General features: G+C 54.1%; 14 protein-coding genes. 8 read left to right on the top strand and 6 right to left on the bottom strand.

Annotated features, from left to right (window positions below):
* Window positions 1-270: 270 nt before the first annotated feature.
* The 4 genes from ACFQUU_RS21230 to ACFQUU_RS21215 all read right to left on the bottom strand — a co-directional run bounded on the left by ACFQUU_RS21230 (window position 271) and on the right by ACFQUU_RS21215 (window position 4,367).
* The gene (locus tag ACFQUU_RS21230) at window positions 271-918 is read right to left on the bottom strand and encodes a phasin family protein (RefSeq protein WP_382250117.1); all 648 of its coding nucleotides are present in this window, start codon (window positions 916-918) and stop codon (window positions 271-273) included.
* A 695-nt stretch (window positions 919-1,613) separates the two neighbouring features.
* Window positions 1,614-1,817: a cold-shock protein gene (locus tag ACFQUU_RS21225; RefSeq protein ID WP_057293330.1), complete on the bottom strand. Its 204-nt coding sequence runs from the start codon at window positions 1,815-1,817 to the stop codon at window positions 1,614-1,616.
* A 481-nt stretch (window positions 1,818-2,298) separates the two neighbouring features.
* Window positions 2,299-3,099, bottom strand: a complete 801-nt coding sequence (dkgB, locus tag ACFQUU_RS21220) for a 2,5-didehydrogluconate reductase DkgB (protein ID WP_382250116.1) — start codon at window positions 3,097-3,099, stop codon at window positions 2,299-2,301.
* 62 nt (window positions 3,100-3,161) lie between these two features.
* On the bottom strand, window positions 3,162-4,367 hold the full coding sequence (locus tag ACFQUU_RS21215; RefSeq protein WP_382250115.1) for an MFS transporter: 1,206 nt from the start codon (window positions 4,365-4,367) through the stop codon (window positions 3,162-3,164).
* Window positions 4,368-4,467: 100 nt separating this feature from the next.
* Between ACFQUU_RS21215 and ACFQUU_RS21210 the strand changes: the two genes are divergently transcribed.
* Window positions 4,468-5,367, top strand: coding sequence for a LysR family transcriptional regulator (locus ACFQUU_RS21210; RefSeq protein WP_382250114.1), 900 nt, complete (start codon window positions 4,468-4,470; stop codon window positions 5,365-5,367).
* 28 nt (window positions 5,368-5,395) lie between these two features.
* On the opposite strand, the gene ACFQUU_RS21205 is transcribed toward ACFQUU_RS21210, so the two are convergent.
* Both ACFQUU_RS21205 and ACFQUU_RS21200 read right to left on the bottom strand, forming a co-directional pair.
* Complete coding sequence (locus ACFQUU_RS21205; RefSeq protein WP_382250113.1) at window positions 5,396-6,643, bottom strand: alpha/beta hydrolase family protein; 1,248 nt, start codon at window positions 6,641-6,643, stop codon at window positions 5,396-5,398.
* A gap of 622 nt (window positions 6,644-7,265) precedes the next feature.
* Window positions 7,266-8,516, bottom strand: coding sequence for a putative Na+/H+ antiporter (locus ACFQUU_RS21200; protein WP_382250112.1), 1,251 nt, complete (start codon window positions 8,514-8,516; stop codon window positions 7,266-7,268).
* 568 nt (window positions 8,517-9,084) lie between these two features.
* Here ACFQUU_RS21200 and ACFQUU_RS21195 point away from each other — a divergent pair.
* The 7 genes from ACFQUU_RS21195 (at window position 9,085) to xylB (ending at window position 16,270) form a co-directional block, all read left to right on the top strand.
* On the top strand, window positions 9,085-9,279 hold the full coding sequence (locus ACFQUU_RS21195) for a hypothetical protein (protein WP_382250111.1): 195 nt from the start codon (window positions 9,085-9,087) through the stop codon (window positions 9,277-9,279).
* A gap of 413 nt (window positions 9,280-9,692) precedes the next feature.
* Window positions 9,693-10,706: a methionine ABC transporter ATP-binding protein gene (locus ACFQUU_RS21190; RefSeq protein ID WP_382250110.1), complete on the top strand. Its 1,014-nt coding sequence runs from the start codon at window positions 9,693-9,695 to the stop codon at window positions 10,704-10,706.
* A gap of 22 nt (window positions 10,707-10,728) precedes the next feature.
* Complete coding sequence (locus ACFQUU_RS21185; protein WP_382250109.1) at window positions 10,729-11,388, top strand: methionine ABC transporter permease; 660 nt, start codon at window positions 10,729-10,731, stop codon at window positions 11,386-11,388.
* Between the two features lie 37 nt (window positions 11,389-11,425).
* Window positions 11,426-12,214 carry a MetQ/NlpA family ABC transporter substrate-binding protein gene (locus ACFQUU_RS21180; protein ID WP_382250108.1) on the top strand — a complete coding sequence of 263 codons (789 nt, stop codon included), beginning with the start codon at window positions 11,426-11,428 and terminating at the stop codon, window positions 12,212-12,214.
* A 766-nt stretch (window positions 12,215-12,980) separates the two neighbouring features.
* Window positions 12,981-14,459, top strand: coding sequence for an FAD-binding oxidoreductase (locus ACFQUU_RS21175; protein ID WP_382250107.1), 1,479 nt, complete (start codon window positions 12,981-12,983; stop codon window positions 14,457-14,459).
* Window positions 14,460-14,468: 9 nt separating this feature from the next.
* Window positions 14,469-14,750, top strand: coding sequence for a hypothetical protein (locus ACFQUU_RS21170; RefSeq protein ID WP_382250106.1), 282 nt, complete (start codon window positions 14,469-14,471; stop codon window positions 14,748-14,750).
* Window positions 14,747-16,270: a xylulokinase gene (gene xylB / locus ACFQUU_RS21165; RefSeq protein ID WP_382250105.1), complete on the top strand. Its 1,524-nt coding sequence runs from the start codon at window positions 14,747-14,749 to the stop codon at window positions 16,268-16,270. The genes ACFQUU_RS21170 and xylB overlap by 4 nt, the downstream gene beginning before the upstream one ends.
* The last annotated feature ends 1 nt before the right edge of the window (window position 16,271 follow it).

Genomic DNA, 16,271 nt, shown 5'->3' with positions numbered 1-16,271 from the left:
GTAGGAATAAGTGGACTGAAGAGCAATGCGATAAGCAGGAAGGAAGATGCACGTACTCACCATTTTTGATGATTGCATTACTGGTCCCATCCGTTTGCAGCATCAGTCATTTGTATCAATCTTCGCACCGTTCACCCAGAAAAAGCGAGAGCCGGTTTTTTCAAATATCGATATGGCGAACCGTCCACTGGCCACGGTGATACCGTAGGCTTCTACTGGTATAAAAGGAAAAGGCCGCAATGCGGCCTTTGTTTGCCTTCGGCATAGCACTTACTTGCGAGCGCGCGCCTCAGTCCCGGTGACCTGTTCAGCCACCTTGGTGATTTGATCAGCGGAAGCCGTAACGTTGGCCTGAACGACTTCGGCTGCCTGGCGTGTTGCTTTGTTGAACTGATCGTAGCCTGCGTTGGCATTGGCAATCGCAGCCTTCATGACCGCCACAACGTTTTCAGATCCGGCTGGTGCATTTTTAGCGGCGCCATCAACGACTTCGTTGAAATGACGGGACGTTTCCTTCACCTGCTCCTGTATAGCTGCGGAAAGGGCAGTTTGGGCACCTGATGTGATATCAGCGAGATGGCGGTTGTATGCAGTGACTTTCGTCAGTGTTGGCTGCTGCAGTGCGGTGAGCAATTGCAGTGCTTCTTGCGGTTGCTTCACCGCAAGGAACTGCGTTGTGACAGTCTTTGATTCTTCCAGCGATGCCTTGCAAGCAGTAAGGTTGAGTTCAGCAAGTTTGCTCACACTGTCGACAGCAGTTTCGGCTAAGGTAGTGAAGAACGCCAATTGCTTTTCAGCGCTAGCCTTGACCGTGCCAAGGAATTGCTCATTGGCCGGACCCATATTCTGGAATATATTGGTGAACTGCGTGTTCGCAGGCTGCAAGGTTTTGAAGAAAGTAGCGAATTGGTCGTTCATGGGAAACATCGATTTATTCCTTAAGGCGAAGGTCGGCAAAAATTACGGAATTACACTGAAGTTGTGCAGTGCAAGATGCGCAGTATAGAGGGATGACAGAGACTTTCAACGTTTTTATTGTGCAATGCAATAAGGAAACATTATGAATTGCTGTGTGTTAACTTCACAAGCTGATAAAGGCCGTCAAAAGCAGATGGAATCTTCGTTGTCCCCACGTGATAGTTCTTATCCCGGCGTCGGATCTGACATGGTGCGTATGATTTGAAAATTAATCGCCGACGTTTGGAACCATTGTAAGAATATGTATCAAAACTGGTACGCGACCTGGGCTCTAACCCCGTTATCCTTCAGAGCAGCCAGGAGTCATGCAGCTCTATTCTCGTATGGAGAGTATCTGGGTCGCGGTCTGCCTTAAGAAGGCATCGTTTTCACGTTCTCAATTAATACATAGACGCTACTTGACGGTAGATCGGTCCGGACCCATAAGGAGGTACGTGGCCCTGTTTGTGTTGGATCGTTGTACTTGGAATTAAAATTGATGTGCTGTTGCAGCAGCGTTAGAAACGATCAGGGTAGATCGCGTTGCAGTGGTCGGCGGCACAATAATTATGCAATCGATCTGCATGGCCGAGTGATGGGGGTGAAGATTAAGCCCTGGTCTCGCACTTCGGATCAGGGCTTGCGGGAAAGCCTAATTACATCGGAACGATGTTAGACGCCTGTGCACCTTTTGGGCCGCTCGTGACTTCAAACGATACCTTTTGGCCTTCTTTTAAGGACTTAAAGCCCGAAGAATTGATGGCCGAGAAGTGAGCAAACAAATCTTCGCCACCTTGGTCTGGCGTGATGAATCCAAAGCCTTTTGCATCGTTAAACCACTTTACTGTACCTGTTGCCATAATTGCATTTCTTTCTGGTTACTGTTTGAAATGCTCCTGCACGGTGTCACTTGTCTCTCGCGTGCTTCGGAGCTGATATATCGAGCTAATCGTAGCTTGTTTCGCCTCGATGGATCGGAGTTTATCTTAAGTGGGCAAAGAGACAAGCTAATCTTTACTTGATCTTTACCTGATCGACATATCTCCGGGCCTGAATTGTGAAGCCGCATAGCGTCAGGTAGTCCGTTGCGAGGCAGAAGTGGCCCAACATCAAGGCGGCGTACCGTGTTTCTTCTCTAACGACAATGTCAATGAAAAGACCATACTTGCCACCGTTTTCAAAGCCGGCAATATAGTCAACTTAATCTGACCGAACCGGCTCCCGTATGAAGGAGCCGGTTGCATTTCTCGCAGGCCCTGCTCACGTTCTGCGCTATTTCCGGTCCTGCAAGAGAAAGGTCGCGAGCCGCAGCAGTCATAGGGAAAATCGCATTCTCCGATCTTAATCCCACACGGGTGCAAAAGCAGGGTTGGCAATCCGCTCGTTACGGTCCAAACGGCGAATAACCTCCATATCTTCCTCCGGTAGACTGAAGTCTTGAGCAGCAAAATTAGTCGCCAGATTGTTGCGCTGGGTTGACGAAGGAATCACGGCGTGCCCCTGTTGTAGCAACCATGCAAGCGACACCTGGGGCGGGGTGACACCGTGTTTTAATGCAAGCTGCTGTATGACAGGATCCTGCATTACCTTGCCATACGCTAATGGCATGTACGCAGTGAGGTGAATCCCCTGTCTGCCAGCGTATTCAACCAGCTTGCGATTTTGCAGGAATGGGTGAATTTCTACCTGGTTGGTCGAAATATTTTCAGCACCAACAGCCGCAATGGCCTGTTCCAGATGGTTGATAGTGAAATTTGATACACCGATCTGGCGTGTAAGGCCTTGCTCTTTCGCTTCAAGCAACGCCTGCATGTATTCCGTAACCGGCACTACATCATCGGGTGCCGGCCAGTGGATCAATGTCAGATTCACCTGTTCGGTTCGCAGTTTGACCAGACTGCTCTTCAGGCTTGGGATTAGTTTGTCGGCGTGCAGGTTCTCAATCCAGATCTTGGTTGTTAAAAACAGGTCTCGGCGCGCGACGTTGCTGTTCGCAACTCCCCGGCCGACTTCAGCTTCGTTGTCGTATATCTGGGCGGTATCGATATGGCGGTAGCCAAGCCCTAATCCGTTGGTGATCGAATCAATTACTTTCTGGCCCTGCAGACGAAAGGTACCGAGGCCGATAGCGGGAATATTCATTGCAATAAGTCCTTTGTTAATTTGTTTATATATCTCTGTCTTAAAGAGATGGCTGATCAGCGTTAGTGCGCAGCGATGGTGCGCGTCGAACTAGTGAGGGTGCATATTCCGTCCTTCTGGTCCAAGCGGCCGGCAAGGGCGGTCAGGCCCAAAGCGCCGACTACGACTAGTGCGCCAATCCAGGGCGTTGCCATCAATCCGATGTGGGTAACAATCAGTCCGCCACACCAAGCTCCGAGCGCTATGCCAACATTGAAAGCCGCGATATTGAGGCCCGACGCCACGTCGACCGCCTGCGGCGCATCACGCTCGGCGCGCTGTACGACATATACCTGCAAACCAGGGACGTTACCAAATGCGACTGCTCCCCATGCCAGTACAGTAGCCACTGCCAGCCAGGGATTGTTGGCTGTGAAGGTAAATACCAACAATACCAATGACAGCAATCCAAACACCGTCCTAAGCGCCGGAATTGCACCCTTCCTGTCTGCCAATCTGCCGCCCCATATATTTCCGTAGGCTACCGACACGCCATAAACGAGCATCAACAGGCTGACGCTAGACGCGGAGAAACCGGATATTTCCTGCAGAATGGGAGCGAGGTAAGTAAATGCGATAAACGAGCCACCGTAGCCAAGAGTGGTCATCGCGTACACCAGCAACAGACGTGGCCTCTTCAATACCGACAGTTGCGTCATTAGTGACGCCGGAGGGCTATTGGCGATGTTATTCGGCACCAGGAGCAGACTTCCAATGAACGCCAAAACGCCCAGAAGTGATACTGCGAGGAAGGTCGACTGCCAGCCTAACGTCTGCCCGATAAACGTACCGAGCGGTACTCCAGTGACCAGCGCTACGGTCAGCCCGGTAAACATGATGGCGATCGCGCTCGCAGCCTTTTCCTTCGGAACGAGGCTGGTAGCAATCGTCGAACCGATTGAGAAGAACACGCCGTGTGCCAACCCGGTTAAAACCCGGGCCGCCATAAGCGCTTCGTAGCCGGGAGCTTGCCAAGCAATCAGGTTGCCGACAGTGAATAAGGCCATCAGGCCTAATAGCAAATGCTTACGTGGCACGCGACCAGTGAGTGCGGTTAGGACGGGAGCGCCAACGGCAACGCCTAGCGCGTAGATGCTTACCAACAGACCGGCCGACGGAACAGATACCTGGAGACTTGCTGCGATGGTAGGAATAAGGCCGACAATCACGAATTCTGTCGTACCTATGGCAAAAGCGCTTAGAGTGAGCGCCCATAAGGCGAGAGGCATGGTTTTTCCTGTGGGGGTTATCAATGCCATGTAGTGTGCGGGTGGCATTGAGAGAGAAAAACCACTTGTAATACAATATACTTTTGACTCAGGGTCAATAATGCTCAGTGTTGATGCACTTGTCGGCTTTATCGCCGTAATCGAGACCGGATCGTTTACCGCTGCGGCAGAGCGTATCGGACAAACCCCTTCCGGAGTCAGTCGTACGATTTCACGGCTGGAAAAACAACTTGGAACAGCATTAATCACGCGCACGACGCGTCGGCTCGATCTTACAGAAGAGGGTAAGTGGTTGCTCCTGCGTGCAAGGGAGATTTTGACAGAGCTGCAACGCACGGAAGAACAACTGAGGACACGCCTTGCGCAACCAACGGGCCTGGTGCGTGTTAACGCTGCAACGCCGGTTTTGGATTATCTGGTCGCACCGTTGATGACGGAATTTTTAGACAGGTATCCGCTCGTGCGGCTGGAATTGATCAGCGGCGAAACCGTGATCGATCTTATCGAAGAACGCGCTGATATCGCCATTCGTATTGGTCCGCTCGCGGATTCCACGCTAAATGCCCGGCGTTTGGGAACCAGTCGCCTGAGCCTGCTCGCATCGCCCACTTATCTGAAACGTCACGGCATTCCACGAGAAGTTGCAGACCTTCGTGAGCATCGCTTGCTCGGCTTCACTGCGCCGACCTCGCTGAACACCTGGCCGCTAGCGCAAAACGACATAGATGGCCTGCCTGTGGAACCGGTCATTGGCACGTCCAGCGGCGGAACGCTACTTCATTTGGCGGTCGCCGGTGCCGGAGTCGTCTGCTTAGCCGATTTTATGACGCGAAGCGAGATTGCCGCTGGCCGGCTGCTACCTATTCTGGAGACTGTGACATTGCCATGGTCTCAACCAGTATGGGCTGTATTTTATAAGCAAGGCGCTTTAGCTCCCCGGGTCAGTGCGTTGGTCGAGTTCTTGGTGGAGAGACTGACCGGTAAATTACTTGACGACTAAATGGTCTTTTTAACCAGGCCTCAACTGTTCAGGAGCAGGAGCGGAAAATCTTCCTCAATACGTCCAGCGTGGACGAGTCATCCGGCCCCTTTGTATTGCGTGTAAAGGAACAGCCGTAATCTGGATTCGCAACGACGCCCGGATTGAGCACCTCATCGCCCGCGGGCCGAACGCCGAGCTGCTCCCAATTAACCATCGCTTCAAACGCCTCGATCTGTTCTGCTGCTGTGAAGTCGCAATGGCCGGGCGAGCGGATGGCGCGCTGTACAAGCCATTGATCGCTGCCATTTACGGCTGCACGTCGCTTATAAATCTGCTGCATGCTGAACGGCACAGCTAGGTCACCTAAGGTATGCAAGGTCACGACAGGGACATCAAACTGGCCATTTACCTTCGGTATCCAGCGCAATCCATCGGTGCGTCGCGGGTTGACATCGGTTGTTGGCCTAACGTGAAGAATCGTTGCATTCATCAACCGCTCTTCATCCGATAACGCGGGATCCCCATCAAGCTGGTATACGATGCCTGTCGTGTCAATGATATTGTTGCTGACTATGCCGTCAATGGTGCCGTCGCTACCAAATCGAGCCCATATTGGATCTTGCAAAGGCTTGAGCCTGAAACTGTCTGCGGCGACGGGACGTGCTCCTCCCGTCAGGTTCATAATGGCGTCGCTCAGCTTCTTACCCTCGTCTTTGGGGAGCAGAGGAAATATCCGCCAGAGATTGTCTTTGACTTCGTCTTTCTTGTTAATAAAATCATTATCCGGAAAGCTCGCCGCTGGCAAACCGGCGAGATACTGTGCTGCGAGTTGGTAAGCCGCCATGTAGTTGAATAGTTCCGTATCCCCAACCACGCCGCACATCGACATGGCGCCGTTATATCGAAACTTATTGACCGCCGTTTCGAGCGTTTCCCGTTCCACAGCGGCGGCGGCGACATGCCCGCCCATTGATGCGCCAACAATGTAAGTTCTTGCCGGCGGGGGCAACGGTCGGTTGTTCTGGGCCGCGATAGCATTGAAGGCTTGTGCAAGCGTATTTGTGTCTTCTATGCCGGCCCGGACATCATAACCATTCTTGCTGAACGTGGATGCTGCCCATGCGTAGCCAGTTTGGATCAGATGGCGTCGTATCGGTGGATCTGAGATGGTCAATGCAGGGTTGAGGCCTTCATAACCGTGCGCGTACAGCACCAGACGGCCGTTCCAGTTCCGTGGCACCTCAACGCGATACCCAGCTCCGTTCAGGATGCCGGACCAGCGATCGGTCTCCACAGCAACGTCTGTTATTGGACCAAATGGAAGGGTAGACGGATCAAGCGTATATACAAGGCTGTCTTGGAGACGGGCTGCACCAGTTGGTTGCACGGCAGGGGGGGATATCAGCGGAAGGCCACCGCTGGTCGTCTCGCCAAGAGCGGTCGGTTGAGCGTTGCCAGCACTGCACCCGGCGAAGATGACTAAAGAAACAATTACCTGTAAGGGATGAGATGGTCTATTCAATACCGACGTCATAGGAGTCCGTTTCACGATTCTGATTATGGCAATCCCTCTGTTCGCAACACAGAGCTGTTACCAGGAAAGGATATTTGTACGGCAGCAGAGTGGCCGGTTAATATTCAATCAATTCGCTACTGAGCACGCGTCCCGGACTTGTATCCATAAAGTCAGCCAACCGTTGAGAACGCTCAACGCATGCTCGCATGCATCATCCCGGTCAGATCAATTGCATCGGCGAAAATCCTTTTGGCGTCCAGCTTATTTTTGGCGAGGAATCCAAGCTGCATGTCACCCGTGACACGTCAAGCAGATCATCCAGTCGGACGCGTTTCACTAAATCTACCGCTGCAGCAATAGGCAAGCGTTCCCTTGGCAGGGGACACTACTCGGCTCCAATTCAAAGCAGGAAGAACCCAGCTGCAACAACGGTTGGCAAAATTGCCCCAGCCAGCAGCCCGCCGATTCCAATTGCTCCGTCGTTGAAACCATCTCTTAACAAAGCCACGCCTGCAGGATTAGGTGCATTGGCAATCACGGTAAGTCCACCACCAGCCACTGCTCCTGCTACCAACATGTACTTTGCCTGGTCGGTCATTCCTTCTATTAGTGACCCTAAATAGGTTAGCGCAGCGTTGTCGGTGATTGCCGTCAGGCCGAGTGCGCCAAAGAATAATGCGGCCGGCTCAAGGCTCGATACAATCGGTTGGAGCCACCACTGTTGCATGCCTCCGAGCACGACGAGGCCAGCTAAAAAGAATCCGACGAGCAGACCTTCCTTGAGAATCAAAGGGTTTTGATATTCGCCGTAAGCATGCGTAAAGCCCAAAAAGAACAGGAAGAAACCCAGGAAAACCACGGGATGGTGTGCAAAGACCACGACAGATGCCAGGAAAACAAGGTGAATCCCGCTCACCCAAGCCGGAACTCTGACTTTGTTTTGCTCGTTGCCAGTCGGGACGAGGTCGGACAGATGTGAGCGAAGCAGGAAGGTGACTACTGTCGCGTTGATGAAGACGGCGGCGACCGCTTTCCAGCCAAAGTTTGATGCCATAAACCCACTGTCCCAGCCCCACGTGGAAGCTACCATTAGCACTGGTGGTGCTGCGAAGGATGTCAGAGTCCCGCCGATAGAAATGTTCACGAAGAGCACACCTAATGCGCCGTACTTGAGCCACTCGGGAATGCCAGGTCTAAAAACCAATGGCGCTAGCATTAGGGCAGCGAGCGTCATTGCAGCGGGTTCAGTAATTAGCGAACCGATGAGGGGCACCAGGGCGAGACAGAGCCAAACCTGGGCGATTGCTGTTCTGACCGGAGACAGATTTGCAATTGCTGCAACCAGCGACTTCACAACTTCCAGGACTGGCCGGGAGGCTGCGATGACCATGATAACGAAGACGAATAAAGGCTCCGTATAGTGGCGTGACTCGACGTAGTCAATTGCCTCTTTACCGCCCATTAATATCGCCATTATCACGACAAGGACAAAGGCCCATAGTCCGAATACGATTTCAATTTCACCAAGTAGATGAAACAAGCCCGCATGCTTCGTGCTCCTGTCAGCAATCCGCTCAAAAGACTTTGCCGCGAAAGTGTGAATAAGGGCAATTGCGAAGATGACCGCTGCGATAACGTTTATGTTTTCCATATTTAGCAAGGGATAGGGGATTGGGGCGACTTCAGTACCTCGTAACCGGTATCTCGGTACGATGAACCTTGAGAGAGGGGAGAAGTTTTCCAACTTTCCGCAAGCGAATGTCGGACATAGTTGAAGAGAGGTGCGCTGGAGGGGCTAGCGTCACGAGCTTGGATGGACGTAGATGCGTTCATAGGTCGTAGATGAGCCGCGAGGCGGCCCGACCGTCGCACAACCTGCCGCACGTAATTGTGTGAGCACCCTTAAAAAGTATATCACGCCAGTGTTTACAAAGCTCCACGTCAAATTGCTCGGAGTCATGCCAGCGATCAGGAAATTCCTGCGAATGATCGGTGGTGGCCGATTCTTTAACTACTTCTTATCCTTATCGTTGGTGCGGATTACCATTGAGACTAAGGTAGGTCGGGGAAGCGATGAGAGCTGGCTGCATAATCCATAAAGGTATATCAATGTGCGAAGACAATCTTTTACTTCTGGCAGAGCGGAAAATACAATCAGATAGGGCATCCGGCTTCAGGGACGCAAAAGATTGGCAATGACGAAGTTAAGAGGCACAGACATGGAGCTCAATTTTTCGCCGCAATTCCATAAGAAAATCTCGTATAAGGATGGACGCGCTATTTGGGTAGCGACACCGCACCCAGCAACGCTTATCCCAATGAAGACCCGCTACTATCAAGCATGGCAGCGTGAGGAGCGCCTTCGCCTTCAAGATTATGGGGATGAAGTGATGACTCTTGCTATGAGCGTTTAATGCCCGATATGTAGTTTTTAATTGGCAATTAACTTGCCTGTCTCGACGGTACACAGGAGCGGCCCGAATTGTGCGTTTGCCGCTTCACTATCAAAAGTAATGTTTTACTTTGTTCCCACTACCGACCTTGTTTATAGTGCCTTGCACGGCACGTCGTTAGGACATACCTCATTAGACTGTCGCCACGACCATGCTCACAGTGTAGACCTGAAAACAATCTCGAACTCGGAACATTGTTCCGTCAATCTAACAGTGCACTGAGCTTTGTTCTGTGCATTGTGCTCGAAGAGCATATTTCCCGGCTATCGTGCGCACTGAGCATATGCAAATTGGAATTACTTCGTTCGCATTTTGCAATGGATTCATTATCCTCGCGGCCATACGTAATAAAGTGGTTATAAACCACATCCTCCATGATTCATATTGAAGAACTTCACAAGACGTATTCCTCCGGCGGCCGCACGGTCAGTGCTCTGGCCAATGTGAACCTGCATATCCCCAGGGGTAAAATTTTCGGCATCATTGGACGTTCCGGGGCTGGAAAAAGTACGTTGCTGCGCACCTTCAACCTGCTCGAGAGACCGACACAGGGCAAGATCTGCATTGATGGACGGGACATCACGCAGCTCGATAAGACGGAACTTAATCGACTGCGCCAAAGTATAGGCATGGTATTCCAGAGCTTCAATCTACTATCGTCGAAGACGGTCCTGGACAACATCGAATTTCCCCTTAAGCTTGCCGGTGGTTATAGCCAGGCACAACGTGCAGAACGCGTCGATGAATTGCTCGAACTTGTTGGCCTTCAAGCGCATAGGTACAAATATCCGGCGCAGCTTTCCGGCGGGCAGAAGCAGCGCGTCGGCATCGCGCGTGCCATTGCGCATGCACCCAAGCTTCTGCTGTGTGATGAAGCGACGTCCGCGCTCGATCCTGAAACCACTCAGTCTATCCTCGGACTACTTGAGGAAATCAATGTCAGGCTCGGTCTGACTATCGTGCTCATTACTCATGAGATGCAGGTCATCCGCAGTATCTGCGACCACGTTGCGGTGATTGATTCGGGTGAGATCGTAGAAACCGGCGATGTGACAGAAGTCATCCTGCATCCGCGGCATCCGGTCACGAAAAGCCTGGTGACCGAAAATACCTACGATGAACTTGCATTGGATGGGTCGCGTGCGGTGGCTGGCAATGGCCGTCACCTGCGTCTTACCTATGTCGGCGACGCGGCTTACCAGCCACTCCTCAGCGTCGTGGCCGCACAGACTAGTGCCACCATCACTATTCTGCAAGGTGCGGTGTCGCGGATCAAGAAAACACCCTTTGGCCAGCTGCTCGTGGAGATCGGTGGGGAGGCAGATGAATTCGCCAAGGTGCAAGAGTTGTTTAGGCGCCTGGATATTCGCTGCGAGGTATTGAACTGAACCGACTGAATTGATGAACCACATGGAATTTTCCAATATTGACTGGGCCGACATCGCCCAGGCCACCCTTGATACGCTGACCATGACCGGCTTCTCGCTAGTATTTACGGTCCTGCTTGGCCTGCCGCTGGGCGTGCTGCTGTTCCTGACTGGGCGTGGCCAGCTGCTCGAGCAGCCAGGCGTGTACACGGCCTTATCACTAGTCGTGAACGTGCTGCGCTCCTTACCATTCATTATCCTTCTGATCGTAATGATCCCTGTGACGTTGGTGCTGGTTGGAACCTCGCTCGGCGTGGAGGGCACGATCCCGCCGCTGGTCGTCGGCACCACGCCCTTTTTCGCACGATTGGTGGAGAACGTATTACGTGAAGTTGACCGCGGCGTGATCGAGGCCTGCCAGGCGATGGGCGCGAAGACGCACCAGATCGTGCTGCAAGCCTTGTTACCGGAAGCCTTGCCCGGACTGCTGGCGGCAGTCACTGTCACCACGATTGCCTTGGTGTCATATGCCGCTATGTCCGGTGTAGTCGGCGGCGGCGGGCTAGGCGACCTGGCATTGCGCTACGGGTATCAACGTTTCCAGACCGACGTGATGATTGTCACCGTGTCGATCCTTGTCGTGCTGGTCCAGTTGCTGCAGGCAGGCGGCGACCGCTTAGTACGCAAGTTCACCCGAAAGTAAGTCGTTTCCCAACAACATTCAAAAAACAGGAGTTCCCATGCGTTTCAAATTTGCCGTTCTACTTGCAGCATCGTTCGTTCTGGCTCAGCCCTCTGCTCATGCTGCCGACAAGCTGACCATTGCCGCCACGCCGGTCCCACACGCCGAGATCCTGGAGTTCATCAAGCCACAGTTGGCCAAACAAGGTGTCGACCTGCAGGTCAAGGTCTTCACCGACTATGTGCAACCGGCGGTGCAGGTTAACGAAAAACGCCTTGACGGCAATTTCTTCCTGCATCTGCCTTACCTAAATGAATTCAAGAAGGGGCACAAGAATGATATCGAAGTGCCTGTCGCTAAAGTGCATGTCGAGCCCTTCGCTGGCTATTCGGTGAAGCACAAGACATTGAAGGACCTGCCGGCAGGCGCCACCGTCGCAATTCCAAACGACCCATCCAACTCTGGTCGGGCGCTGCTGCTGCTGGAACGTCATGGCTTGCTCAAGCTTAAGGACTCGAGCAACATCTCGGCGACTAAAAAGGACATCGTTGCTAACCCTAAGAACTTGAAGTTCCGCGAATTGGAAGCGGCAACCCTGCCGCGTGTACTGAACCAGGTAGATCTGGCGCTTATTAATACCAACTATGCGCTGGAAGCCAAACTTAATCCGGTCAAGGATTCGCTCTTCATCGAGAATGGCGATTCTCCCTACGCCAACCTATTGGTGGCACGTGAAGACAACAAGAACAGCGAGGCGATCAAGAAGTTAGCGGCCGCGCTGAACTCTCCGGAAGTGAAGAAGTTTATTGAAGAAAAGTACAAGGGCGCCGTGGTTCCGGCGTTTTGATCTGCTGACCAATTACGTTTTGATGCGAAGCCAGCGGCACTTCATTCCGCCAAAGGCTTCGTGTAAGGCGCTGCTATTCGGTCAATACAAAAACCGTCATACCAGTGCACTACTTTTGTTAGCGAGAGAGTATGACAAAGCGTGGATACCCAAACCATCCGCAGTCGCTTTGGGCCTCGCGACCGTCTCACTCGGATGTTGACACGCCCTGATTGGCATCGAAAACACGAATACTCCTTGGTCGTGTATTTCGCCCGGCCTGATCACCAGCCGATAAGGCAATGCCGAGGCGAAAGCGTGGCACGATAATCAAGTGCATCTTTTCGCATTGCTCTAGTTAATTGCGATACCGGCGAGATCTTCGCTTGAAGTGCTGCGTCATGCTTCCCACCGCACGCACGTGATGAACAATACTCATCGGCTTCAGCAGGCGTACTGCGCTTCATGGATAGAAGCGGATGCGGCTCCTACTCCTACTCCTTCATATCGCAGCCTTGGTTGAATTCTTCTTACCTCAACCAGTCGGCAGTCATTCATTTCCTTTCTCCATCTTTCAGCTATCGAAACGTGTTGTTACGCGTTTTGCTTTTGACAACGTGAAATGGAAAAGAAATTTCACTCCTTGGCAGTTGATTGGTTTGCCGATCTTATCTTGCATACGCGCAATTTGTTGCATCTTACAAAACTATTGACAGTAAATTCCAATCTGCGCACAATGAACAATCGTTTGTTCAACCAAGTTTTGCTTGAATAAGGAACCAATAGAATGATTCAGACAGCTCCAGCGGCGCTGGCAACGGACGAATCGCCACTTGGCAAAGATGCAATTACCGAGTTTGCAGCGATTGTTGGCGAGGCCAATGTAATGACGGGCATAGCGGACCGGTACGCGTACAGCCGGGACCGCTTGCCATACGGCCTGTTCCAGCTGCGCGCTGGCAATCTCCCTGGTACTTTGCCTTCGGCGATCGTCTCTCCGCACAACGCGGAAGAAGTGCAGGCGATTGTCGAATACGCGCGCCAAAAGCAGCTCCGCCTTATTCCTTTCGGTGCTGGATCAGGCGTGCTTGGCGGCACGGTGCCGCTCGTCAACGAGGTCGTGGTGGATCTCAAGCGCTTGAATCGCATCGTCGAACTCAACAAGATAAACGGGACGGTAACGGTTCAGGCAGGCATGAACGGCATGCAGTTTGAACAGGAGCTGCAGCGTGAGGGCTTTACTGCCGGTCACCTGCCACAGTCGATTGCGATGTCGACGGTCGGCGGCTGGGTTGCATGCCGGGGTGCCGGTCAGGCGTCTTCCCGCTATGGCAAGATAGAGGACATGGTCATCGGCCTGAAGGCGATATTGCCAGATGGCCGGCCACTCGAAGTCAGGCCGGTGGCCCGCCGTGCGGTCGGGCCGAGCATCAAGGATCTACTGGTCGGTTCCGAAGGCGTCTTTGGTTTCATCACGGAGGTTACGCTGCGTGTCTGGCGCAGCCCGGAGTTCGCAAGCCCGCTGGTGCTGGCTTTCCCCAGCCTTGCCGAAGGCTTTGACGCATTGCGCGAAGTGTTACAGGCAGAACTGCGGCCGGAGGTCATCCGCCTGTACGACGCGAAGGAAAGCGCGCAGCGTACCGAAGGCATGCCTGAGTTCGCAGGCCATCCCATCCTCTGCATCATGAAGTTTGCCGGCAAGCGCGACCTGGCCATGGTCGAGCGCAATCTGTCTCTCGCCATTTGTACCCGCCACGGCGCTGTCGTGGCCGGCAATGCGCCTTACGAGCACTGGGACGCGACGCGCTTCCATTCCTACTCTACGAAGTGGCAGAGCGAGGGTTATTACATGGACACGATCGAGGTGACTGGAACCTGGACCCGGTTGCACGACATGTACACAGCAATGCGTAGCGCCGCCGAGTCCATCCATCCCGACATGCACTTCGGCGCGCACTGGTCGCACATTTATCCGGAAGGTGCCTGCCAGTATATGACTATCCGCCTGCCGCCGATGCCTCAGGAAGAGGCAATCCGTCTGCACCGGCAGGCGTGGGACCGGATCGAGCAGCTATGCCTGGACATGGGTGGATCGGTTGCTCACCACCATGGCGCAGGGCTGTTCCGGAACCCTTATGTTCGCGCGGAACTGAACGAGGGTTTAAGGTTGCTGCAAATTCTCAAGGACGGACTCGATCCCGATAACCTGATCAATCCCGGAAAGCTTGCGTTGCGCCAGCCGCCCGGATCCGGCTGGCAATCCTGAGGAGACACCATGAACGAACATCGCGCCACATTGACTATCTGTGCCTACTGTCCGAACACCTGCCGGCCGAGCTATGCTGATAACGACGCGGCACAGAAGGAATCACAGACTCCTTCGGCGTTGTCGCTGATCACCCTGGCGGTGCTCGACGGCCGTCTGCCGCTCGACTCCGGCACGCAAACTGCGCTTGGCAGGCGAGATGCCGCCAATGCCAGCGTGGGGCACTGCACCTACGGCCTGAACATCCCAGCCACGCTTGATGCGGCGCTGGCCGAAAGGATTGCGACATGAGCGCCGTACCTGAAAAAACCTACCTGATGGGCATCGATATAGGCGCCGGCAGTTTGAAGACGATGATCATCGACTCATCGGGGCGCGTCCGCGGTAGCGCAGCGGTCGATATCGTGACCCATTCGCCTCATCCGCTCTGGAGCGAGCAGAATCCGCAGGATTGGTGGGAGGCGGTCTGCACCACCGTTCCGCTAGCATTGAAAGAAGCGGGTCTGACCGCCGGTCAGATCGCCGCCATTTCGTTCAGCGCCGGTGCACACACGCCTGTCCTGGAAGACGGGCAGGGCAGACTGGTGCGGCCCGCAATTCTGTGGAATGACCAGCGCAGCGGCGCCGAGTCGCGTGAACTGCAGGAGAAATACGGAGACCGCATCCTCGCCATCGGGTTGAACCGGCCCGCACCGACATGGACCTTGCCACAGTTCCTGTGGCTCGCACGGCATGAACCCGACGCCGTGCGTCGCACCGCGCGTGTCTATGTTGCCAAGGATTGGCTGCGCTCCCGTTTGACGGGCACCTGGGAGACCGACCGCACCGAAGCGGTCGGCACGCTGTTATTCGATGCAGCGAACGACACCTGGTCGCCGGAACTGTGCGACATGGCGCAGTGGGACATCGCCACCCTGCCGCCGCTGGTGACCCCCACCACCATCGTTGGCAAGGTGACTACGGCAGCGGCTCACGCCAGCGGGCTGGCGGAAGGCACGCCGGTAGTCTGTGGTACGTCGGATACCTCGATCGAAACCTTCGGTGCCGGCTCGGTCCGCCCGGGAGACGGTACTGTCAAGCTGGCCACCGCCGGTACCATCAGCGTGGTGAGCCGCGAGCCCCGGGTTCACCCGACATTGATCAACTATCCGCTTGCGGTGCCGGGTCTGTGGTACACCATCACAGGCACCAACAGTTGCGCATCGGCCCATCGCTGGTTCCGCGACCGCTTCATGATGGCGCCCGGCATCAGCGGCAGCGCCGCATTCGCCGAGATCGACCGCCTTGCCGCCACCGTGCGCCCGGGTGCCGAAGGATTGCTCTTCCATCCTTACCTGCAGGGTGAACGGGCACCGTACTGGGACCCGATGCTGCGTGCGGACTTCGTCGGCATGACGTTTCGGCACGATAAGGCGCATTTCTCGCGGGCGATCTATGAAGGAATCGCTTTCTCGCTGCGCGATGTGCTCGACCAGTTCCGTGCGCAGGAAATGGATATCCGCACGGCGCGCATCATAGGCGGCGGCTCGAAAAGCGCGACCTGGCGCCAGATAGTCGCCGACGTGCTGAATGTCGAAATTCTCCTGCCAGAGACGACCGATGCTTCTTTCGGTGCCGCCCTGCTTGCCGGAGTTGGGATCGGGGTATTCAGCGATGAATTGTCGGCAGCCGCTGTTTGTGCAAAAGTCATCGACAGGTCGACGCCCAACTCGGACAACGTCGCGTTTTACGACAGTCTGTTCGGCGTGTACAAGGAGGCACAGGCCAGCCTTGCGAGCGTCAACCATGCTCTGTCACGCATAACGGGATGAG

The organism is Herbaspirillum sp. GCM10030257, from assembly GCF_042666555.1.
GTDB lineage: Bacteria > Pseudomonadota > Gammaproteobacteria > Burkholderiales > Burkholderiaceae_D > Noviherbaspirillum.
The sequence above is the reverse complement of the archived record's forward strand: the minus strand, read 5'-3'. Positions and strand labels throughout refer to the sequence as shown.